Origin of the sequence: Streptantibioticus silvisoli (assembly GCF_027947535.2) — a bacterium.
Classification (GTDB): Bacteria; Actinomycetota; Actinomycetes; order Streptomycetales; family Streptomycetaceae; genus Streptantibioticus_C; species Streptantibioticus_C silvisoli.
This window is the reverse complement of the sequence record NZ_JAAGKO020000079.1, coordinates 1-21909: the sequence shown is the minus strand read 5'-3', so window position 1 is coordinate 21909 and position 21909 is coordinate 1. Positions and strand designations below refer to the sequence as shown.

General features: G+C 73.4%; 14 protein-coding genes and 2 pseudogenes. 8 read left to right on the top strand and 8 right to left on the bottom strand.

What is annotated here, in order from left to right:
• Positions 1–4: 4 nt before the first annotated feature.
• The 4 genes from POF43_RS31805 (at position 5) to POF43_RS31790 (ending at position 4976) form a co-directional block, all read left to right on the top strand.
• On the top strand, positions 5–1033 hold the full coding sequence (locus tag POF43_RS31805) for a UbiA family prenyltransferase (protein ID WP_282704894.1): 1029 nt from the start codon (positions 5–7) through the stop codon (positions 1031–1033).
• On the top strand, positions 1014–2768 hold the full coding sequence (locus POF43_RS31800) for a prenyltransferase/squalene oxidase repeat-containing protein (protein WP_271324537.1): 1755 nt from the start codon (positions 1014–1016) through the stop codon (positions 2766–2768). The genes POF43_RS31805 and POF43_RS31800 overlap by 20 nt, the downstream gene beginning before the upstream one ends.
• Entirely contained in the window at positions 2765–4054 is a 1290-nt protein-coding gene (locus tag POF43_RS31795; protein ID WP_271324538.1) for an FAD-dependent oxidoreductase, read from the top strand. Before POF43_RS31800 ends, POF43_RS31795 begins: the two co-directional genes overlap by 4 nt.
• A gap of 61 nt (positions 4055–4115) precedes the next feature.
• The gene (locus POF43_RS31790; RefSeq protein ID WP_271324539.1) at positions 4116–4976 is read left to right on the top strand and encodes a TauD/TfdA dioxygenase family protein; all 861 of its coding nucleotides are present in this window, start codon (positions 4116–4118) and stop codon (positions 4974–4976) included.
• 64 nt (positions 4977–5040) lie between these two features.
• Here POF43_RS31790 and POF43_RS31785 read toward each other — a convergent pair whose 3' ends face one another.
• The 4 genes from POF43_RS31785 to POF43_RS31770 form a co-directional block, all read right to left on the bottom strand.
• Complete coding sequence (locus tag POF43_RS31785; protein ID WP_271324540.1) at positions 5041–6036, bottom strand: sulfotransferase; 996 nt, start codon at positions 6034–6036, stop codon at positions 5041–5043.
• A gap of 292 nt (positions 6037–6328) precedes the next feature.
• Complete coding sequence (locus tag POF43_RS31780; RefSeq protein WP_271324541.1) at positions 6329–7546, bottom strand: cytochrome P450 family protein; 1218 nt, start codon at positions 7544–7546, stop codon at positions 6329–6331.
• Between the two features lie 207 nt (positions 7547–7753).
• Positions 7754–8599, bottom strand: coding sequence for a hypothetical protein (locus tag POF43_RS31775; RefSeq protein WP_282704893.1), 846 nt, complete (start codon positions 8597–8599; stop codon positions 7754–7756).
• A 691-nt stretch (positions 8600–9290) separates the two neighbouring features.
• Positions 9291–10514 (bottom strand): S53 family peptidase, encoded by a 1224-nt coding sequence (locus tag POF43_RS31770; RefSeq protein WP_271323526.1) that lies wholly within the window; start codon positions 10512–10514, stop codon positions 9291–9293.
• A 611-nt stretch (positions 10515–11125) separates the two neighbouring features.
• Between POF43_RS31770 and POF43_RS31765 the strand changes: the two genes are divergently transcribed.
• From POF43_RS31765 to POF43_RS31755, 3 genes are all read left to right on the top strand, one after another.
• Positions 11126–12220: a DUF6282 family protein gene (locus POF43_RS31765; RefSeq protein ID WP_271316302.1), complete on the top strand. Its 1095-nt coding sequence runs from the start codon at positions 11126–11128 to the stop codon at positions 12218–12220.
• 31 nt (positions 12221–12251) lie between these two features.
• Positions 12252–13643, top strand: a complete 1392-nt coding sequence (locus POF43_RS31760) for an aldehyde dehydrogenase family protein (RefSeq protein WP_271323525.1) — start codon at positions 12252–12254, stop codon at positions 13641–13643.
• Positions 13644–14669: 1026 nt separating this feature from the next.
• The gene (locus tag POF43_RS31755) at positions 14670–14792 is read left to right on the top strand and encodes a hypothetical protein (protein WP_271316300.1); all 123 of its coding nucleotides are present in this window, start codon (positions 14670–14672) and stop codon (positions 14790–14792) included.
• A gap of 666 nt (positions 14793–15458) precedes the next feature.
• On the opposite strand, the gene manD is transcribed toward POF43_RS31755, so the two are convergent.
• Entirely contained in the window at positions 15459–16706 is a 1248-nt protein-coding gene (gene manD, locus POF43_RS31750) for a D-mannonate dehydratase ManD (protein ID WP_271316299.1), read from the bottom strand.
• 641 nt (positions 16707–17347) lie between these two features.
• On the opposite strand from manD, the gene POF43_RS31745 reads away from it, so the two are divergent.
• A complete protein-coding gene (locus POF43_RS31745; protein WP_271317347.1) occupies positions 17348–17878 on the top strand; it encodes a TerD family protein in 531 nt (176 codons plus the stop codon).
• Positions 17879–17979: 101 nt separating this feature from the next.
• On the opposite strand, the gene POF43_RS31740 is transcribed toward POF43_RS31745, so the two are convergent.
• The 3 genes and pseudogenes from POF43_RS31740 to POF43_RS35365 form a co-directional block, all read right to left on the bottom strand.
• Positions 17980–18411, bottom strand: coding sequence for a nuclear transport factor 2 family protein (locus POF43_RS31740; protein ID WP_271317348.1), 432 nt, complete (start codon positions 18409–18411; stop codon positions 17980–17982).
• A gap of 110 nt (positions 18412–18521) precedes the next feature.
• Positions 18522–20741: pseudogene (locus POF43_RS31735) on the bottom strand (family 78 glycoside hydrolase catalytic domain); the annotation flags it as partial.
• 579 nt (positions 20742–21320) lie between these two features.
• A pseudogene (locus POF43_RS35365) lies at positions 21321–21758 on the bottom strand (glycoside hydrolase family 78 protein); the annotation flags it as partial.
• Positions 21759–21909: the final 151 nt, after the last annotated feature.

Here is a 21909-nt window from a genome sequence, read left to right as displayed (position 1 = left end):
GCACGTGCAGACCTGGCGGCCGTACACCCTGTGGTACCCGGGGCTGGTGGGGCTGGCCGGCGCGGCGCTGGCCGGCGGGTCGCCGCCGGTGGCGCTGCTGCTGGTGGCGTGGGGCGCCCCGACGCTGGGCTGGGTGGCCGGGCACTATCTCGGCGACTGGTTCGACCGGGAGCTCGACGCCATCGCCAAGCCGCAACGCCCCATCCCGCAGGGCCGGTTGAGTCCGGCGTCGGCGGTGGCCGCCGGGGTGGCCTGCGCCCTGGCGGCCGCGGTCGTCGCGGCGCTGGCGAACTGGCGGGCGGTGCTGCTGGTCGCGCTGGCGGTGCTGGGCATCGTGGCGTACAGCCGGGTCTTCAAGGGCCGCGGCCTGTCGGGCAACGTGGTGCGCGGGACGCTGACCGCGCTGACGGTGGTCTTCGGCGCGATGGCGGTGCGGCCCGGTGAGGGACCGCCGGGCCGGGCGCTGGTGTTCGCCGCCGTCTTCCTCGCGCACGACACGGCGTCGAACCTGGTGGGCACGCTGCGCGACGTCGACGGGGACCGGGCGGGCGGCTACCGCACGCTGCCGGTGGCCCGCGGGCTCGCGGTGGCCGGCCGCACCGCCGCCGGGCTGTACGCGGCGGCGATCCTGCTGGCCTTCGGCGGCGCGGCACGGGTGCCGGCGCACCCGTGGGAGACGGTCGCGCTGCTGGGGTGCGCCGCCGCCGCGGGGGTGGCCGCGTTCGGGCCCGTACTGCGCGGCGGGGAGCGGCTGTCGGCCGGGGCGGCGCTGCGGGCGCACGAGGTGCTGGTGGGCGAGCGTCTGGTGCTGGCGGCCGCGGTGCTGGCGGGCGGGCGGGGGCTGGGGTGGGCCCTGGTGCTGCTGGTGCCGCTGCTGGCGGCGAGCGTGCTGACCCAGCGGGCGATGCGGGCCCGTCACGAGTCGCCGGGTGCGGACGCCGGTCCGGCGCCGGCCCCGGTATCCGATCCACGCCGGCCCGCGGGCCGGCCCGAACAGGTAAGGACGGCTCCTCATGCCGAACCGCACCACTGACGACACGCTGGCTGCGGCCGTGGACCGCGGCGCGGCGGCGCTGCTGGCCCGGCTGCGGGCCGACGGGGTGTTCGCCGCGGACGGCGACCGCTTCGCGCCGGCGAACACCGCGGCGGCCGTCGTCGCCCTGTGCGCGGCGGGCGGCGGGGACCCGGGCGGGGTGATCGCGGCGGGCGTGCGGCGGTTGCTGGCCACCCAGCGGCCGGACGGCGGCTGGGCGATGGACGGCGTGCCGTCGGAGCCGTTCAGCACGCTGGTGGTCACCGCCGCGCTGCGGATGGCGGCGCCGCACGAGGCCGGGCCGGCGATCGCGGCGGGCCGGGAGCTGGCCGGCCGGCTCGGCGGTGCGGCGGCGCTGCCGGAACCGGTGATGGCCGGTCTGGTGCGGCAGTTCGACGCGCTGGCCGGCTTCGGCGACGAGGCGGCGCTGCCCCGGCTGCCGTTGGAGCTGTTGCTGCTGCGCGGTCCGGCGCGCCGGCTGCTGAGCCTGCGCCTGCCGATCTTCGCCGCCCTCGCCCTGGGCCAGGAGGCGCACCGGCGGCGCGGTCCGCTGGGCCGGTGGCTGAACGGCAGGGCCCGGCCGGCGGCGCTCGCGGTGGTGCGGGAGGCGTACGAACGCGAGGGCTCCACCGGCGGGTTCAGCACCGACCCGTGGCTGACGGCGCTGATCTGCCTGGGCGTCGGACGGTCCGGGCGGGCGCCGGACATCGCCCGTGCGGCGGCGGACTGGCTGCGGGCGGCGGCCCGGCCGGACGGCGGGTGGGACCTGATGCCGCTGGACATCACCTGGTCCACGTTCGCGCTCTCCGCGCTGCTGGCGGCCGGTGCGGGAGCCGGGCGGCTGGAGCCGGTGCGGGAGATGTTCCGCGCCCGGCAGCAGGACGTGCCGTTCACCGCGCTGGCCTGCCCGGCGGGCCACTGGGGGTTCTCCGGCGACCGCAGTTGGCCGATGGCGCTGGAGACCGCCGAAGTGGCCGCGCTGCTGCGGGCGTTGCCGGGCGGTGCGGAGGACCGCTGGGCCCGGGACGGCATCGGGTGGCTGACGTCCGCGCAGGACCGGTCGGGCTCGTGGAGCCTGGCGGTGCGCGACAGCAAGCGGGGCGGTTTCGGGCCCTGTCCGCAGATGACGGCCAAGGCGGTCGGCGCGCTGCTGGGGGCGGGGGTCGCGGTGTCCGACCGGCGGGTGGCGCGGGCGCTGGAGTGGCTGGCCGGTGAGCAGCGGGCGGACGGTTCCTTCGAGGCGATGTGGTACCGCGGCCCGGTGGCCGGCACCGCCGCCGTGCTGGAGGCGTACTGCCTGGCCGGCCGGGCGGACCACCCGGTGGCCGCCGCCGCGCGGCGGTGGCTGGCGTCGGCCCAGCGCGCCGACGGTTCCTGGGGCGCCGGCGACCCGACGGCGCCCGACGCGCCGCCGCAGGGGCGAACGGCACCGCAGCGGCCCGGTTCCGGACCGCCGGAGCCGGTTGCGGGGAGCGTTGCGGGGACCGTGGAGGAGACGGCGTGGGCGCTGCACGCGCTGCTGGTGGCGGGCGCCGATCCGCTGGGCGGCGCGGCGGTGGGGGCCGGACGGTGGCTGACGGAGCGTCAGCGGGCCGACGGCGGCTGGCCGGGCGCGCCGGTCAACGAGTACATCCGCCACTGCTTCCGTTACACCGACGACGTGATCGCCTCCGGTCTCGCGGTACGGGCGCTGGCCCGGCTGCGCGGCACGGGCGCGCGAGGGGGTGCGGCATGACGGCGGAACGCTCCGGGCGGTACGACGTGGTGGTGTGCGGGGCGGGGGTCGCCGGCCTGGCGGCGGCGCGCGGGCTGGGCGACCTGGGCCTGCGGGTGCTGCTGGTGGACAAGCAGGACCGGCCGCGCGCGGTGGCCAAGGGCGAGGTGCTGCAACCGGGGGCGCTGCGGGTGCTGCGCCGCTGGGGCACCGAACGGCTGCTGGAGGAGCGCGGTGCCGTGCGGCTGTCGCGGCTGGCGGTGCGCACCGCGGACGGCGCCTCGCTGATGACGCTGGACTACGGCCGGCTGCCGGACGGTGACCGGTCGCTGCTGGCCCAGGACCACCTGACCGTCCTGGAGTCGCTGGCCGCCGGGCTCGCCGACGGGGTCGAGGTGCTGCGGGGCGTCCTGGTCGAGGGGGCGCTGCGGGACGCGTCGGGCCGGGTGTGCGGGGTGCGGCTGTCGCAGGGCGGCCGGGTCCGGGAGGAGTACTGCCCGCTGGTGGTGGCGGCCGACGGCATCGGCTCGAAGCTGCGCCGGGCGGCCGGGGTGCGGGTGCGGCGGGCGGAGTACCCGCACCGGCTGGTCTCCTTCGACATCGAGGGGGTGCGGGACGCGCCGGCCGACTTCTCCGCCTACTTGACCGACCGCGGCCTGCGCCTGGTCTACCCGCTGCCCGGCGGCCGGGTCCGGCTGTACGCGCAGGCCGCCCCGCAGGAGGTGCAGGGCCGGCCGGCCGGGGCGTGGGCGCCGTGGTGCGAGGAGATGCTCACCGGGGTACCGGCGCTCGGCGGGCTGCGGGAGCCGTTGCTGGCGTGCGCGCACCGGCGGCAGGCGTTCCCGGTCACGCGGCTGCTGTCCCCGGCGGTGGCGCTGCCGGGGCTGGCCTTCGTCGGGGAGTCGGCGTACGCGGTCCACCCGATGGCGGCGCAGGGCATGAACACCGCGGTGGTCAGCGCCGCGTCGCTGGCCGACCGCCTCGCGCAGGCGTGGGACGGGTCGGGCCGCCCGTCGGCCGCGGTGGTGGACGCCGCGCTGGAGGCGTACCGGCGCGAGCGGGCCGACGTGCTGGCGCGGACCGCCCGTACCAGCGACAACGCGGCGCGGATGGTGACCGACCTGTCGTGGCGCGGCCGGATCGTCGGGCGGCGCGCGCTGCGGCACACCGGGGCCAACCCGCGGCTGCGGTACGCGGTGACCCGGGCGATGTCGGGACTGGGCGGGCCGCCGCTGACCCCGCTGGACCGGCTCCAGCAGATCGGCCTGCTGCCGGACCCGCGCTCCCACCGGGTGCCGGCGCTGTGACCGCGGGCCGCCGCCCTGCTATCCGTATCCCCCGCAACCCCCTTCGTGAGGACGGTTCTTCGTGAGCATCAACGACCTGCGGGTCACCCCGGTCTCCGGCGCGCTCGGCGCACGGCTGCACGGTTTGGACCTCAACGACGTCGACGACGCGGTCTTCGAGCGGGTGCACGAACTGCTGCTGCGCCACCTGGTGTTGTTCGTCCCCGGGCAGGTCGGGCTGACGCCGCAGGCGCACGTCGCGCTGGGCAGGCGGTTCGGCGAGGTCGAGGTGCACCCGTTCCTGCCGAAGGTCGACGGCCACCCGGAGCTGACGCTGATCGAGTCCGACAAGGGCGGCAAGGCCGACGAGTGGCACATCGACGTCACCTTCACGCCGACCCCGCCGATGGCCTCGATCCTGCACCTGGTGACCTGTCCGCCGGCCGGCGGCGACACCATGTGGAGCAACCAGTACCTGGCCTACGAGACTCTGTCCGCGCCGTTCCGCGAGATGCTCGACGGGCTCACCGCGGTCCACGTGCTGCGGGCGCCGGAGGTGGGCGAGTTCAGCGCCGAGCACCCGGTGGTGCGGGTCCACCCGGAGACCGGCCGGCGTTCGCTGTACGTCACGCGGATGTGGACCTCGCACATCCCGCAGTTGAGCCGGGACGAGAGCGACGCGGTGCTCCAGCACCTGTTCGACCACTCCGAGTCGCCGCGTTTCAGCTGCCGTTACCAGTGGCAGGCCGGCGACGTGGCGATCTGGGACAACCGGGCGACCCAGCACCTGGCGGTCAACGACTACGCGGAGTACCGCCGCGGTCAGCGGGTGACGGTGCTCGGTGACCGGCCGACCGGTGACGCCCCGCGCTGGAAGGAGTACGAGCGGGCCGGTGACGAGCGGTACTGGCCGCGCCGGGTCACCGCGAAGTCCGGCTACTGACACCGCCGTTCGTGCGCGTCCCGCCCTAGCGGGCGCGGCGCGCACGAACCGGTGCCGGCGGCGGTCAGGCGGCGAGGGCCTTGGTGCCGGGGGCGCAACTGGCGTACAGCGCGGCGCGTTCGGCGGCCGGGAGCCGGTCGGCGGCGCCGCCGCGCCGGCCGTCGAGGTGGCGGGCGGCCGCGTCCAGCCACTGCGGCAGCGGATCGACGCCCACGTGGGCGGCCAGCCGGACCAGTTCGCGGCGGGGGTCGCCGACCAGGTCCTCGTAGGCCAGCGACGTGCGCAGGCCGGCGGGGACGGCGTCGAGGTGGGCGAGCCCTTCCAGGACGGTGTCGGACCACAGGCCGCCGAAGTCGGCCACGGGCTGCCGCAGTTCCAGCAGGACGCGCGGGTCCTGCTCCGCACCGGCGGCGAGCCGGGCCAGTTCGGCCGGCAGCCCCTCGGCGCCGTCGCCGGCCGCGTCGCGCATGAGCTGGATCAGCCGGAACCCGGGGTGCCGGCTCATCGACAGCGCGCAGTCGGGCCCGTTGCGGAAGAGGTGGACGAACCGCGCCTCGGGGAAGGCGCGGTGCAGGTCGGGCACCGAGCGCAGCGAGTAGCCGGAGCGTTCGACCACGGCACGGCCGCCGCAGCGCTCGGCGAGCGCGTCGAACAGCGCCCGGTAGTGGCCGGCGACCGGTCCGGTGGGCCGGGCCGCCAGCCGCGGTGCCAGCGCGTCGTAGAGCGCGTCCGGGTCGTCGGTCAGGTGCGGCAGCGTCATCAGCGCGATCGCCGGGATGCCGCCGTCCTCGGCCGAGAACCGGCCGGCGCACGCGGGGTAGAGGAACTCCGGCAGCGGGACGCCGCAGCGGATCATCCGGGTGGCGAACGCCCGCGGCTCGGCGAGCATCGACCAGAACTGCGCTCCGTCCAGCGGCTGTTCGGGCAGGGCCGTCGGGGCCAGCGCGGCGAACAGCTCGTTGACGCTGAGGATGTCGGGGTGCAGGCGCAGAACGCCGGACAGCGCGGTCGATCCGCACCGGCCGGTACCGACGACGAAGGTCAGCGGCCGTGACGTCATCTCACTCCCGGGAAACGGCGGTGGGGGCAATACCGGTCCGTACGACGGTGGTTCGGTCCGCCTCCTCCGTCCCCGGACGCGATCAGCAACGCAACTACCCACCCGTGGCGACGCCTACGCCGCACCGGGCGCCTTCAGGGGATACGTACCGGGTCCGGGGCCGGGTCCGGGGCCGCACCGCGTCCCGCCCCGGCGCCAGCGCGGTTCGGCGGCGTCCCGGCACGGTTCGGGCCCGCCGCCGCGTGCGTACTTCGGCGGTGGGCCCGGGGCCGTGCGGTGGTACTTCGGCGGGTCAGGGGCGCAGGCGTACCGGGAGTGCGCACAGCCCGTTCATCGCCTGGCTGGCCAGCCGGGGGTGGTCCTCGGTGGCGAGGGCCAGGTCGGGGAAGCGGTCGAAGAGCGCCGGCAGGGCGGTCGCCACTTCGAGCCGGGCCAGCGCGACGCCGAGGCAGTAGTGGGCGCCGTGCCCGAAGGCGAGGCCGGTGACCGGGTGTTCGCGGGTGATGTCGAACGATCCCGCGTCGGTGAACAGCGACTCGTCCCGGCTGGCGTTGGCCAGTCCGATGATGACCGGGTCGCCCGCCTTGACGGTGACGCCGCCCAACGGGGTGTCGGCCAGGGCGAACCGGAAGAAGACCCGCTGGACGGGCGGGTCGTGGCGGAGCGTCTCCTGGATGACCTGGTCCCAGCTGTAGCGGCCCTCGCGGACGAGGGCGAGCTGTTCCGGGTGGGTGAGCAGGGCCTTGATGGCGTTGGTGACGAGGTTGACGGTCGTGTCGTGCCCGGCGACCACCAGGAGCATCAGGCTGTCGATCAGTTCGGTCCGGTTCAGCTGGCCGTCCAGGTGCGTCTGGAGCAGGCGCGTCGTCAGGTCGTCGGCGGGCTGCTTCTCCTTGACGGCGACCAGTTCGTCCAGGAGCGTCAGGACTCCCGCGTGCGCCCGGCCGGCCTGCTCGGGGGTGGCGGTGCTCAGCAGCAGGATGCCGGTGTGCTTGCCGAACTCCTCCCGCATGGCGAGGTCGTCGATCCCGAGTAACTCGCAGATGACGCCCATCGGGATGGGCAGCGCGTACCGCGACTTGATGTCGACGACGGCCCCGGCGGGTTCGTCCGCCAGCCGGTCGAGCAGCTCCTGGGTGATCTGCTCGATGCGGGGCGCGTAGCTCTGGGTCGGCCGGCGGTTGAAGGCGTGACTGACCGGGTTGCGCAGCCGCGCGTGGTCCGAGCCGTCCTTGTTCAGCATCGTCTGACCGACCGCGAGGGCCATCAGCGGCCAGTCGTGCTGGATCTCGCCGTCCCGGAAGGCACGCCAGTGCTTGGGGTCCTTGGCGAACTGCCGGCTGCTGAGCGCCTCGCGGGTGGTGGCGTCGTCCGTGGTGATCCAGGCGGTGACGGCCTGCGGCAGTTCGACGGGGACGCACCGGCCCATCTCCCGCAGGCGGCGGGCCTCGCCGTACGGGTCGGCCGAGGTCGGATCGAGGACCATGAGCGGATGATCGAGATCCATCATGACGGTCTCCGATTTCGTCGGGGTGATCCCCGGGAGACCGTTCCTGTCCGGTTGAGACCGGAACGGTTCGGTGATCGATTACTTCGTGGGCGTCGTGATGATAGGCCGTCGGATCACCGGTGGGAATAGCCCGCCGGACCCGGTACCGGCCTGATGGAAGCACCGGTCCGGGAGGGCGTGGCGCGCGGGGCGGACGGACGTCCCGGGTCAGCCCGTGGTGGGCTGGTACGCGTAGACCGTCGTGGCCACCTCGCAGGCGCCGGGCGAGACGATCTCGACCGACAAGGTGGTGGTGGCCGGGTCGTAGTCGATGCCCTCGGCCTCGTAGGTGCCCGAGCACAGGCTGATCTGCGGCAGCTGGAAGAGCGTGCTGACCTGACCGGTGACCGCGCTGCCGTTGAGGGGGTGCGGCAGGTCGACCTGGATCACGTCCTTGTTGGCGTCGTCGGAGGCGCACACCAGGCGGGTGTCGGAGACGAAGTCGCAGCCCTGGATGTCGTTGACGCTCTGGTCCAGGGTGATCTGCCCGGCCTGCGCGAGGGTGCCGCCGGTGGCCGGGGTGGAGGGGTTGGTCAGCGGGGCGGGGAAGACCTGGAGGCGGTTCATGGTGCCCCACTCGCCGGCCACCAGCCACTGGGAGTCCGGCGAGACGGTGGCGAAGGAGTTGTTCAGCAGCTCGCCCGGGTCCAGCGGGTGGGTGTAGTCGTAGGCCTGCCCGGAGGGCGTGGTGACCTCGAACATCTTCGACGTCGCGTCGTCGCCGCCCTGGTAGGCGTCGAAGACGTAGCCGTTGGCGATGTCCGGGTCGCCCACATGGTTCCAGCCCTCGGCCCGCAGGCCGAGCGGGATGGAGGCGAGGCCGCGGGTCAGCAGCGAGTTGTCCGCCTGGCTGGCGATGCCCTCGCCGCCGGTGAGCGAGTTGACCAGCGACGTCCCGGTCTCCTGCCAGCCGCCGGGCGAGTCGGCGCGGGCGGTGGTGGTACCGGCCGCGGTGAGTGCGGCGGTGGCGAGCAGCAGTGCGATGGCGCGACGACGCGGAGCGGATGCGGTCAACGGAACCCCCAAAGGGTGTGGGTGGGCCGCCTCCGGCAACGGGCGGCGGCCTCGGGCTTGATGGACCCTAGACCCGGGCTTCCGGCGGCCACCACAACAGGTCGGCCAACTTGGCTTGAACACGTCACTGTTGGTCCGCATCCGACCGGTCGGACGACGCGCGGCGGGCGGACGCTCCCACCGGGACCACCACAGAACGCCCATATGCCGCGCGGACCGGCGCCGGTCCGCGACGAGGGCACCAACAAACCGGCCAGCCGTTCCGCTCCGGCGCGGCCCCACCCCCACCGGCGGTCGCGCCCCGCGGGGTGCCGGCGCCGCGGCCCGGGCGGCCCGACGGCCCGACGCCCGCGCCTACCCCCGGGCGGCCGGCACCGGGCCGACGCCGCCCTCCCCGGAACGCTCCGGGGGCAGCGCGGCGACCTGCCGGTGAACGCGCGGGCACGCGCGTACGTCCTCGGCGGTCAGCCGGTCAGCCGGTCAGGCGGTCAGGCGGTCAGGCGGTCAGGCGGTCAGGCGGTCAGCCAAGGTCGGCGAGGTCGGCGAGGTCGGCGGAGGCGGCGGGGATGGCGGAGGTGGCGGCCGGCGCCAAGGGTCGCGCCGGCGTACCCCGCTGCCCGGTACGGGTTCCGGCGCCGGACGCACCGGTGCCCCGGTCCCCCCGGGTGCGGGGTGGGCCGGGGCGGTCGGCTCAGCCGTGGAAGGCGGTGAGCCCGTTCGGGGTGCCGAGACCGGTCGGGCCGTCGTAGCCGGGGCCGGCGGTGCACAGGTAGGCCGGGCTGCACGAGCCGTTGGAGCCGCTCGTCACGTCGTTGAGGTTCCCGGTGTGGGCGTAGGGGAACGAGGACGGGTAGGAGCCGGACGACGGGGTGCCGGCGTCGGCGTAGACGCTGGCGATGATCGGCGAGGCGACCGAGGTGCCGCCGAAGACCTCCCAGCCCGGGTCGCCGCCGTAGGTGTCGTAGACCGCGACACCGGTGGCCGGGTCGGCCACCGCGGAGACGTCGGCCACGGTGCGGCGGGTGCAGCCGGAGTCCTTCTGCCAGGTCGGCTTGGCGTCGTACGCCGAGCAGCCGGAGCCGGCGCCGGACCACGCGGTCTCGGTCCAGCCGCGGGCGTTGGAGGCGCGCTTCAGGCTCGTGCCGCCGACCGCGGTGACGTACTTCGACGCCGCCGGGTACTCCACGCCGTAGCCGCCGTCACCGGAGGAGGCGGTGATGGCGATGCCGGGGTGGTTGAAGTACGAGGTGTCGTAGGAGGTGTCGGACGACGACTCGCCGCCGCCGTAGCTGTTGGAGACGAACTTGGCGCCGAGCGCGACGGCCTCGTTGACCGAGGTGCCGAGGTTGGCCATCGTGGCGGAGTTGGCCTCGACCAGGATGATGTGGGCGTTGGGCGCGATGGCCGAGACCATGTCGACGTCCAGCGACTCCTCTTCCGCCCAGCCCGCGTCGGGGGCGGGCAGCGAGGTGGTGCTGCCGGTCTGGCTGACCTTCTTGAAGCAGCCGCTGGCCACGGTGCAGGCGGGCAGGCCGTAGGTGGACCGGTAGACGTTGAGGTCCGCGGCCGCGTTGGGGTTGTCCTGGGCGTCGACGATCGCGACGGTCTGTCCCGCGCCGCCGTTGGCCGGCAGGGCGTAGGCGCTCTGCAGGTCGGCGGGCCCGAAGCCGGAGGGCAGGGCCAGCGGCGAGATGAACGAGGTGTGCGCGCCGCCGGTGACCTTCAGGGCGTTGCAGGCCAGGTAGCCGGCCTGCGGCGTGGCGCAGGAGTGGGTCACCGTCAGGCCGTGCACGGCGGGGGTGACCGGCGCGGCGCCGGCGGAGGGGGCCATGGCCAGGCCGCCGAGGGCGAGTCCGGCGACGGCGGTCAGGGAGAGCCCGGTGCGGCGTAAGGCCACGGGCACGGATCTGCGCAAGGTGGTGCCTCCTGTGGTTGATGAACCTGAGCTGGGTCTGGAGAACCTGGAGCTGGTTGATGAACCGTGGAGCCATGGAACGGACGGGCCGCCGGCGGGACTCGGGCTGCCGGGCGCGGTCCGGTTGCGCGATGGCGCGATGGCGCGGGATGGCGCGATGGCGCTGATACCTGACCGTTCCGATGTCCGGAGACGGATCCCGGGAAAAGTAGCCTGGCAGGCTCGCGTCAAACAACCCCCTCAAAAGGTTCTATACCTCGGCTTTGCCATCCCAAAGTGCTTAAATGATCAGAGAATTGCCTGCTCATTGGCTGTCTCGACGCCTTAATGACCATCAACGGTTGATCTCGGGCTTTTCGCCGACCGACGGCACAACGGGCCTCGGCGGCACGGGAAACGCGGGGCCGCGGGGCGGGAAACGCGGCACCGCGCGACCGCCGTACCGCCTTCGCCCGCTCCCCCGACGCGGCGGCCCCGCACCGGCGCACGCGGCGGTCACGGACCGCCAACGCCGCGGCCGCGTACCGGGCCCGCGCGCCGCTTCTGATCCCGTTCTGAGATCTCGCCCGCACCATGGCCCTGCCGGACGTCGGACGAAGGGTGGGACCGCGATGGACGACACGGGTGTGAACGGCGGGGAGGGCGGCGACGTCGAGGAGCGCACGCACCTGGCGGAGGCGCGGCTGCGGGACCGCCGGGGAGCGCCGCACGACCGGTTCCTCGCCTCGTACCGCGCCCGCATGGGGTACAAGGCGGAGATCCTGCGCCCGCCGGCCGTCCACGGGGTGCGGGACGCGGTGGACATCCACTGTCACGCGCACGAGGGCCAGCAGGACGCGCTGGCGGTCGCCCAGCTGGCGTCGGCCAGCGGCATGAAGGGGCTGCTGTTCAAGAGCGTCACCGGCCGGGACCGTACCGACGTGACGGGACCGGCCGGCGTGCTGCGCGAGGTGCGGGCCGAACTGGAGGAGTGGGGCGAGCGGACCGGGATCGAACCGGTCACCACCTGGCCCGGCTGGATCGTCACCGACACCCACGGACTGTCCGTCACCGAGGCCTGCCGCCGCCAGCTCGCCGACGGCGTCAAGGCGGTGTGGATGCCGGTCTTCCGCAGCGCCAACACCCTCAACAAGGTCGGCGGGCCGCCGATCATGTGGGGCGGCAGCAAGGACCCGAACGCCTGGAGCGACCCGCTGCCGTGGGAGGAGGCGCTGCGCGTCGGCGTCCACACCCTGGACGGCCGGGGGCGGCTGAAGCCGGAGTACAAGGAGGTCTTCCGGATGGTCGCCGACCACGACGTGATGATCTCCTTCGCGCACAGCACCCACGACGAGATCGACGCCATGGCCGAGGAGGTGCGCGACCTCGGCATCACCAAGGCGGTCGTGGACCACCCGTTCAGCCCGTTCATCGACCTGTCGCTGGAGCGGATGCGGGAACTGACCTCGGCCGGGGTCGTCATGAACTTCACCTACGACGAGATCTCGCCGCTGCTGGGCGTCAACCCCGAGCACATGTGCCGGACCATCCAGGCCCTCGGCACCGAGCACGTGACGCTGTCCAGCGACGCCGGCGAGCCGCTGTTCCCCAACACCGTCGAGGCGATCCGGCTGCTGCGGGCGCACATGCGCGCCTTCGGCCTGACCGACGACGAGATCCACCGGATCAGCTCCGTCAACCCCGCGCGGCTGCTCGACGCCGCCTGAACCTGGAGGTCCCGGCATGCCGGAGTTCGCGATGACCATGGCAGGGTCCCCGGTGCGGACCGAAGCGCTGTTCGACGTCCTCGACCCCGCCACCGGCGAGGTGTGCGGCCGGGCGCCGGACTGCACCGGGGAGCAACTGGACGCGGCCGTCGCGGCGGCGGCCGGGGCGTGGCCGGCCTGGCGGTCGGACGCGGCGTACCGCAGGCGGTGCCTGGCCGAGGCGGCCGTCGTGCTGCGCGGCGCGGCCGGCGGGCTGGCCGCGCTGCTGACCATGGAGCAGGGCAAACCGCTGCGCGAGTCGGCCACGGAGGTCGCCCGGGCCGCCGCCCGCTTCGAGTACTTCGCCGGCCTGGAGTACGGGCCGCAGGTGGTGGAGGACGGCGACGAGTGGCGGGTGGAGGTGCACCGGCGCCCGTTCGGGCCGGTCGCGGCCCTCGTCCCGTGGAACCTGCCGCTGCAACTGGCCGCCGCCAAGGCGGTGCCGGCCCTGGCGACCGGCAACACGGTGGTCCTCAAGCCCTCCCCGCACACCCCGCTCGCCACCCTGGAGCTGGGCCGCCTGCTGGCCGGGGTCTTCCCGCCCGGCGTGCTCAACGTCGTCTCCGGCCGCGCCGACCTGGGACGGCTGCTGGTCCGCCACCCGGGCATCCGGAAGGTCAACTTCACCGGTTCGACCGCCACCGGGCAGAGCGTCGCCGCCGCGGCCGCCCCCGACCTGAAGCGGCTCACCCTCGAACTCGGCGGCAACGACGCGGCGATCGTGCTCGACGACGCCGACGTCGAACGGGTCGCCGAGGGCGTCTTCGGGCCGGCGTTCGCCAACTGCGGCCAGCTGTGCCTGGCGATCAAACGCGTCTACGTGCCCGACGCGCTGCACGACGACCTGGTCGCGGCGCTGGCCGCCCGCGCCGGGCAGCTCACGGTCGGCAACGGCGCCGACCCGGCCACCGGGATGGGCCCGGTCAACAACCGCGCCCAGTTCGACCGCGTCACCGGTCTGGTCGCGGACGCGCTGGCCCACGGCGCCCGCGCCGCCGCGGGCGGCCACGCCCTCGACGGCCCCGGCACCTTCCACGCCCCCACGGTGCTCGACGGCCTCACCGACGGCGTACGGGTCGTGGACGAGGAGCAGTTCGGCCCGGTCCTGCCGGTCATCCGCTACCGCGACACCGAGGACGCGCTGGCCCGCGCCAACAACTCCCCCTACGGCCTGGCCGGTTCGGTCTGGGGCACGGACCTGGACCGCGCGGCGTCGATCGCGGAACGGATGGAGTGCGGCACCGCGTGGGTCAACGCCCACATCCGCATGACGTTCACCGAGCCGTTCGCCGGCAGCAAGTGGAGCGGCCTGGGCGTCTCCGGTGGGGAGTGGAGCCTGCACAGCCACACGGAACCCTTCGTCGTCCACCGGCCGAAGAAGTGACGGCTTCACGGCGACCGGGGCTTCCGGCGCGGGCTCACCGGTAAGGAGCTGCACCGGTAAGAGGCTGCACCGGTAAGGGGTTTCAGCGGTAACGGACTTCAGCGGTGCCGGACTTCACCGGCAAGGGGCCGCACCGGCGCCGGACTTCAGGGCGACCGCTTCAGCGGCGGGCGCGGGGTGCGGGCTCACCGGTGCCGGACTTCGGGGGTGACGTGGCCCGGGGAGACGTGCGCCGGGAAGGCCGTGCCGCGCTGTCGTCAGCCCGTCATGTCCCGTCCCGTGAGCCGCAACGTCGCGGTGCCGGCGCCGCGGACCGGTCGCGCGCGCGTCCGTACGGCCCGCACCGGTGGCGCACATCACGCGGTGCGGGTCGGCGCGGCAGGCACCTTCCGCACCCAACGGCAGGGCGGGGGCTTGGTCGCGGGGGCCGGGCGCAGGCGCGGGAATGTTGCGTACGTGAGGACGGGACGTCGACGGCGTGAACGGGGGCGCCGGCCCGTTGATTTGCGATCTTTTGATCACGATGACCGTTTGGCCACCCGCGTGCACTTACCGATGCAAAGACACCAGCCCCACCGCCCCTGTGACGCTGCTCACGCCCCAATCACCCCATCGAGTGGTCTTGTCGGGAACTTTTGGTATACAGCCGCCGCGAGACCATTAAATGTCCTGACAAATGCCCGCCCACCACCGCTCCCCGCGACGGGTCGAACACCGCAAAGAGCCTGGTGGGGGCACCAGCGGGCGGAGACCGTACCGACCGAACAAACGATTCGTCAGCTTCGCACACTTACTACCAGCTGGTTATTTGTGTTCGAGCGGTGGACTATGGTCGCTCAGCGGTCAACTACCGTCGCACTGCGTGCAGTTGGGACTCCGAACTGGACTCCCGAAGGAGTAGGCTACGAACCCGATTCCGAACCTCGGACCTGTTTCCGGCCGGAGCCCGCAACATCATGGCGGCTTCGAGCCCACTCCGTACACCAAACGGAGTACGGAGTTCCTCCGAGCGGGAAGGAATCGAACGTGACGAACAAGCACGGCGGGGACAACGAGGGCGGGGACAACGACGGCGCCGACATCAGGCTGCTGATCGCGATCCTCACGCTCATCACCGCACTCGTCACCTACGCGTCGTCGCACCACTGAAACACAGGCGTCCCGGACAGCTATAAGGGCCTGCGCCCAGCAGGCCCGGCCAGCGTCTAATTGGCCGGGACCGCCGGACGGCGACAACGCAAGCGGGGGCCCGGGCTGGTAGCACAGCTCGGGCTCTCCGTGATTCTCACGTCTTCAATCGCATATGACGCCGCGCCGCACGCCCCGCGGGGCGCCGGCGCCACGCACACGGTTTGCGTGCGTTCGCCACGGGAGACAAAGTACGGCCTCACTCGCCTTTTTGCAATGCCGCCACCGGCAGATCAGGCCAGGTCAGAGGCCATGTCGAGAGATCATTCGGGCTTGGTGTGCACGTCCTGACCTGCGAAGCGGGGTCTTTGCCGACGAGCCGTCAACTTCGTTTCCGTATTGCCGAACCAGGCCCTTTCCCAGCCCGCCGCACTATTGCTCTGGCATATGCCATGGACAAGGTCTCGCGTTTCCCGCCCGGTGCACCACTCACCGTTGAGCGGTGACCACACGCCCGTACGCCCCATTACCCCCGGCGGCACGGACGGCCGCACCCGCGAGAACCGCGCGCCGCACCGGTGCAGCGTACCCGGGCGGCCGACCGGCCCCCGGGGCGGCGACCGTCCACCGCGGCCGCGCGGGCGGCGGCGCACCGCCGCCGCCCGGGGGTTGCCGCCCGGCGGCGGATCACCAGTCGTGCACCGTGCCGTCCGCCAGCCGGTTGACGGGCAGGTAGGCGGGTTCGTAGGGATACCCGGCCGCCGCCTCGTCGTCCAGCTCGACGCCGAGACCGGGGTTCTCGCCGGGGTGCAGGAGGCCGTCGGCGAAGGTGAACGAGGTGCGGAAGACCTCCAGCGTGCGGGGGTCGTGGGCCATGTACTCCTGGATGCCGAAGTTGTGCACGGCCAGGTCGAGGTGGAGGGCCGCGGCCATGCCGACCGGTGAGATGTCGGTGGGCCCGTGCAGGCCGGACTTCACCCCGAACAGGGCTGCCGTGTCGAGGAGTTTGCGCATCGCGGTGACGCCGCCGGCGTGGGTGACGGCGGAGCGGACGTAGTCGATGAGGCGTTCGCTGAGCAGGGTCTGGTAGTCCTGGGCGGTGTTGAAGACCTCGCCGATGGCCAGCGGGGTGGTGGTGTGCTGGCGGATCAGCCGCAGCGCCGTCTGGTCCTCGCCCGGGGTGGCGTCCTCCAGCCAGAACAGGTCGTAGGGCTCCAGCGACTTGCCCAGCCGCGCCGCCTGCACGGGCGTCATCCGGTGGTGGCCGTCGTGCAGCAGGGGCAGTTCGGGGCCGAACTCGTGGCGTACGGCCTCGAAGACGGTGGGCAGGTGCCGCAGGTAGGCGCGGGTGTCCCAGGTCTCCACCACCGGAAGCGCCCGTCCGTCGGCGGCGCGGCGGGCGGGTTCGTAGTCGTAGCGGGCGCCGGCGTCGCCGCTGCCCGAGGAGGTGGCCACCCCGTAGACGGTGCCCAGGCCGGGGACGCCGGTCTGGATGCGCAGGGCCCGGTAGCCGGCCTCCAGGTGCGCGCGGACGGAGTCCAGCAGTTCGGGCACGTCACGGCCGGAGGCGTGCCCGTAGGCCAGCGCCCCGCGCCGTGACGCGCCGCCGAGCAGTTGGTAGAGCGGCATGCCGGCGGCCTTGGCCTTGATGTCCCACAGCGCCGTGTCGACGGCGGCGATGGCGGCCATCGTCACCGGCCCGCGGCGCCAGTACGCGCCGCGGTAGAGGTACTGCCAGGTGTCCTCGATCCGGTGGGCGTCACGGCCGATGAGCAGCGGGACGAGGTGGTCGGCGAGGTAGGAACGGACGGCGAGTTCGCGCCCGTTGAGCGTGGCGTCACCGAGTCCGGTCAGCCCGTCGTCGGTGGTGATGCGCAGGGTGACGAAGTTGCGGCCGGGGCTGGTGACGATGATGTCGGCGGATGCGATCTTCAACGAGGCGCTCCTGGGGGCGGGTCGGGGGTGGCCGGTTCGCGGGGCGCACGGCGTTCACCGGACTGTGCCGGTGAACGCCCGTACGCCGCGCGGGTGTCCGGAGACAGTCAACATCGGCCGGCGGCGATCCGCCCGCCGGACCGCCGCGGCGCACCGGCGGCGGACGGGGTGACCGCGCGGGCCGTCGGCGCAGGCCCGGACACCGCACCGGAACACCGGGTTCCATGACGGCGCGTCAGAATCAGTGGGGCCACGACCGGTTCGCACGGGGCCGGGTGGGTACGGGAGTCGTAAGGGGTCGGCCGAGCACGTCGACGTGGTGCCGGGGGCCCGCACCGGCCTTCACGCCGACCGCCCGCGCGCGGCAGGTACGGCGGCCGGGCAGGTACGGCGGCCGAGGCCGGCGCGGGCGGAATCCCGCGGGCCGCCCGGACGTTGAGAGGGAACCGGCTCCGGACGCCCGGGCCCGGTCGCGGTGCTGATCGGGGGGGCGCGGGCGACGGCCGTGGCAGCATGGGCGACCGGCGGGCACGGACACCGGGCCGGGCACACGGAACGCCGTCGCGCGCGGGGACGGCGGCGGAGAACGCCCGCGCACGGGATGCCGCGACGCCGGCCTGTCGCAGAAGAGGGGACGTCCAATGAGCAGTCTGAACAAGGGGATCGTGAAGGTCGAGTTCAAGCTGAAGTGGGATCCGAGCCCGGCGGGCAGCCCGGTCAGCGACCTGGACATCGTCGCGGCCGTCTTCCCCGGCGCCGCCCCGCAGGGGCCGCCCGCCTACCTGGTGTACTTCGACAGCCGTTCGCCGGACGGCACCATCAATCTCAACCGGGACAGCCTCGACGGCCAGGGGTTCGGCTGGGACGAGGTCATGACGTTCGAGCTGGAACGCCTGTCGTCGTCCTACGGGCGGGTCGTCGTCGGCGTCGTGGTCCAGCAGGGCGGCGGGCGCTGGACGTTCGGCGACGTCGCGGGCAAGGGCGCGCTCGTGCAGCAGGGGTACGAAGAGCTGATGACGGACAGCCTGGACTCGGTGGCCGGCTCCACCGCGGCGACCGTCGGGGAGTTCGTCCGCAACGCCTCCGGGGAGTGGGACTTCCACGCGATGCTGCGCGGTTTCGACGGTGACCCGGACGAGTTCGCGCGCACGATGGGCCGCGGGACGGCCTGACGGCGACGTCCGACGCCGGTCCGTGGCGCCACGTCGCGGACCGGGCCGGGTCCGTCCGGCAGGCCGGCGGGCGGGCGGTCCGGCCCGCGCGGCACCGCCGGCTACTGGTCGGCCGGCGCGGGGGCCAGGCCGGCGGCGACCAGCCCGTCGAGCACCGCCTGCCCCAGGACCTGGACGGCGGACTGGGGGCGGACCATCACGGTGAACTCCTTGACGCGGCCCGCCTCGTCGAACTGGAGCTGGTCGATGCCGTGGATCTGCTTGCCGCGCACGACGGCCCGGAACGGCAGGATCACCGAGGGGGCCTCGTCGCCGTCGGTGGTGGTCTCGGCCGTGCCCTCGAAGTGCCCGATGTAGCGCAGGTCCTCAAAGGTGCTCAGCAGGACGCCGAAGAGCCCCATGACCATCGGCCTGCCCTCGAAAGGGGGAAACTTCACCGGGCTGTAGAAGCGGATGTCCTCGGTGAACAGGTCCTCCAGTGCGGCGAGGTCGCGCTTCTCCACGGCGGCCCGGAAGCGTTCGGCTGTCTCCATGTCCCCTCCTGGTACTCAAGGTGTGGTGCGTGTCGTCCCCGAGTATCGTGCAGCGGCGCACGGGCGCGGCCGACGGGTCCCGGCGCCGGACGCGAACCGCCCGCCCGGTGTCACCGCGTGCTCCACTGCCACGTTCCCGATCCCACCGCGTAGACCGCCGTCCTGCCGTCGGTGTGCAGCAGCTTCGCCCCGGAGGTGGCCCGTACGGCGCCGTGGCGGCCGGCCGGCAGCGGGACGTCGACCGTGGCGGTGGCGTTGACCGGAACGGTGACGGACAGCCGGAAGGCGCCGGCGGTGCTGGTCCAGCTGGAGGTGACGCGGCCGCGGACGGTGTCGAGGGAGGCCGAGACGTGGTGGAGCCCGGCCGGCACCCGGGGGCTGATGGTCATCGTGCGGTAGCCGGGGGCGGTGGGCCGGATGCCGGCGAGTTCGGTGTCGAGGGAGGCGTTGACGCCGGCGAACATGGCGTGGTCGTGGGTCTCCATCGAGGAGCTGTACAGCCACTCCTCCCAGGAGCTGGTGGCGCCCTGGCCGATCTCGTAGCCGAAGCCGGGGTAGCCGGTCTGGTCCAGCGCGGTCATCGCGGTGTCGATGTGGCCGGTCGAGGCGAGGGCGTCCACCAGGTAACGGGTGCCGAAGATCCCGGTGTCCAGGTGCCCGCCGTCCTTGACGGTGATCGTGTCGGCGAGCCGGTCGCCGACGGCCTGGCGGCGGTCGGACGGCACCATGCCGAAGGCCAGCGGCAGCACGCTGGTGACCTGGCGGCCGTCGCCGTAGGTGTTGTCGGCGTTGAGGAAGCGGGTGTTGAACGCCTGCTTGATGCTGTCGGCCAGTCCCGTGAAGTGGGTCGCGTCGCCGGCGTCACCGAGCGCCCGCGCGGCCAGCGCGACGTCCGACGCCTGGAGGTAGGACAGCGCGGTGTTGACGACGGACACCTCGCTGGTGCAGTTTCCGCCGGCGGTCGGGCCGCCGAGGCCGCCATTGACGTCGGAGCCGTGGTCGGGCGGGCACCAGTCGCCGAAGCCGTGGTCGTCGGGCCAGATGTGGTCCGGCACGTCGGTGGCGTTGGTGTCGACGAAGGTCTTCATCGCCGGGTAGGCGGCGGCCAGCGTGGCCCGGTCGCCGTACTGCTGGTACAGCGTCCAGGCCAGCGTGACCTGGTCGCCGCCCATGTCGGGCTGCTGGGCGTTCGCCGCGTCGTTCGGCAGCGCGGTGCCCGGCGGCATGTCCTGGAGGTACTCGGCGTAGAAGGCGTCCATGGCGAACTCGGTGGTGGAGGCGTCGTGGTAGGCCTGTACGTCCATCCCGGGAGGTGTGCGTTCGTCGCGGACCGGGTTGTCGGTGGGGACGCTCATGGAGTTGTTGAGGATGCTCCAGCGGTTGTTCCGCCAGATCCGGTCGAGCAGCGGGTCGGAGGAGCTGAAGCTCGCGGTCGACGCCACGTCCGCGTGCACCACGCGGCCGTCGAGGCTGTCCAGCGTGGGCGTGCCCGGGTATCCGGTGACCTCCACGTAGCGGAACCCGTGGTAGGTGAACCGTGGCTCGTACGTCTCGACCCCGCCGGTTCCGGCGAGGGTGTAGCGGTCGGTCGCGGCGGCGGCGCGGTTGGTGGTGGTGTCGAGGTCGCCGTTCTTGTCGAGCTCCTCGGCCGTCCGCATCCGCACGGTGGTGCCGGCCGGGCCGGTGACACGCAGCCGTTCCCAGCCGGCGATGTCCTGTCCGAGGTCGTAGATCCACACGCCCGGCCGCGGTTGGGTGAGTTTCACCGGGCGCAGGGTGTCCACCACCCGCACCGCCGGCCCGGTGTCGGCCTCAAGGTCCGTGCTGGGCGCGGGGACGGTGCGGACCGCCTGCCATGACGTGTCGTCGAATCCGGCGGTGTCCCAGCCGGGCTGGTCCAGCCGGGCGTCGTAACTCTCGCCGTTGTAGATGTCGTTGGCGGTGATGGGACCGTTGGACCACTTCCACGACGGGTCCGTGGTGACGTCCTGCCGCGTTCCGTCGGTGTAGGTGACGTCGAGCAGCATGATCGCCTGCTGCGGTCCCAGCCAGCGGAAGCCGTACGGGCTGAAGTTCGCGCCGTAGCCGTTGCCCAGCCAGATCCCGACGGCGTTGGTCCCCTGGTGGAGCAGGCCGGTGACGTCGTAGGTGTCGTACAGATCGCGCTGACCGTAGGGCGAGTCGGCGGGCGTCAGCACCTGGTCGCCGACCTTGCCGCCGTTCAGGTGCAGTTCGTAGAAGCCGAGGCCGTAGACGTACGCGGTGGCGTGGGCGACCTGCTTGTCCACGGTGAACGTCCGGCGCAGCATCGGCGCGTCGGCGCCGCGGTCGAGCAGCACCGGATCGCCCTGGGGATTCAGCTGGCCGTCGCTGACGGTCGTGGCGGGGAACGAGGGGTCGGGCGAGGTGGAGAAGTCGTCGGAGAACAGCGTGCTTCCGTCCGGGCCGCGCAGCACGAGGTTGTCGTAGAGGCTGTCCTCCGCGACGCCGTCGCTGGTCGACGTGCGGAATCCGAGGGTGCCCTCGGTCAGCGCGCTGTTGGTGCGGGTGTCGACCTGGGTGCCGTCGATCCAGGTGGTGATCGTGCTGCCGTCCGCCTCGATCCTCAGATGGTGCTGTTCGCCGACGTTCGCCCGGGTCAGCACCGGGGACAGGTCGATGTCGCCGAGCGTGCTGAAGTTCCCGCCGAGCTGGAGCTGCGGGCGCAGCATCACCTTGCCGGGGGTGGTGGCCGAGTTGATCTGCCACAGGTAGTAGTCGGAGGCGTCCTTGGCGCGGAACAGCACGCTCGCCGCGGCGGACTTGAGGGTGAAGTCGGTGTCGAGGGTGAAGTCCGACCAGGCGGCGCCGGTGTCGGGGCTGATCCACTGGGCGCCCTTCCAGTCGGGGCCGCTCGCCGGTCCCGTCCCCCACCGGGCGGGGCTGCTCCAGGCGGAGGCCCGGCCCTGCGCGTCCCAGACCTGGACCTTCCAGTAGTAGCGCCGCACCGGCCGCAGGGACGGGCCGCCGTACGGCACGGAGGTGGAGTTCGCCGAGGCGGTCCGGCCGCTGTCCCAGACGTCGGCGTGCCGCGGGTCGAGCAGGTCCGGCCGGGTGGCGACGAGCACCCGGTAGGCGGTCTGGCGCTCGCCGTTCACCCCGGAGCGCAGCGTCCAGCCGAGGCTGGGGCGCGTGTCGGTGGCCGGCGGATCCACCGTGTCGTCGACCCGCAGGCCGCCGCCGGCGACCGGCGCCGGCGGGGGTCCGGCGGTCGCCGCCGGGGTGAGCCAGGAGACCAGCACGGCCAGGCAGGCGACCACGACGAGGAGTCCACGCGAGGAGGACCGCCGGCGAGAGGTGATATGCATCCGAGTCCGACCCAACAGTCTCAGCGCGCCGGGTCGGAGCGGTTGCCCCGGGCCCGGCCCGGCTCACGGATTGGAACGTTTCATTCCAGGCGGAGTGCGATTTTTATAGCACTTGGCGCTGCGCGGCGGAACCTTTCGCACGGGTTCGGTG

Bases quoted from the DNA above. Each gene is read 5' to 3' on its own strand.
- POF43_RS31800 (WP_271324537.1), top strand. From the start codon at position 1,014: ATGCCGAACCGCACCACTGACGACACGCTGGCTGCGGCCGTGGACCGC.
- POF43_RS31795 (WP_271324538.1), top strand. From the start codon at position 2,765: ATGACGGCGGAACGCTCCGGGCGGTACGACGTGGTGGTGTGCGGGGCG.
- POF43_RS31785 (WP_271324540.1), bottom strand. From the start codon at position 6,036: ATGACGTCACGGCCGCTGACCTTCGTCGTCGGTACCGGCCGGTGCGGA.
- POF43_RS31780 (WP_271324541.1), bottom strand. From the start codon at position 7,546: ATGATGGATCTCGATCATCCGCTCATGGTCCTCGATCCGACCTCGGCC.
- POF43_RS31765 (WP_271316302.1), top strand. From the start codon at position 11,126: ATGGACGACACGGGTGTGAACGGCGGGGAGGGCGGCGACGTCGAGGAG.
- POF43_RS31760 (WP_271323525.1), top strand. From the start codon at position 12,252: ATGACCATGGCAGGGTCCCCGGTGCGGACCGAAGCGCTGTTCGACGTC.
- POF43_RS31745 (WP_271317347.1), top strand. From the start codon at position 17,348: ATGAGCAGTCTGAACAAGGGGATCGTGAAGGTCGAGTTCAAGCTGAAG.
- POF43_RS31740 (WP_271317348.1), bottom strand. From the start codon at position 18,411: ATGGAGACAGCCGAACGCTTCCGGGCCGCCGTGGAGAAGCGCGACCTC.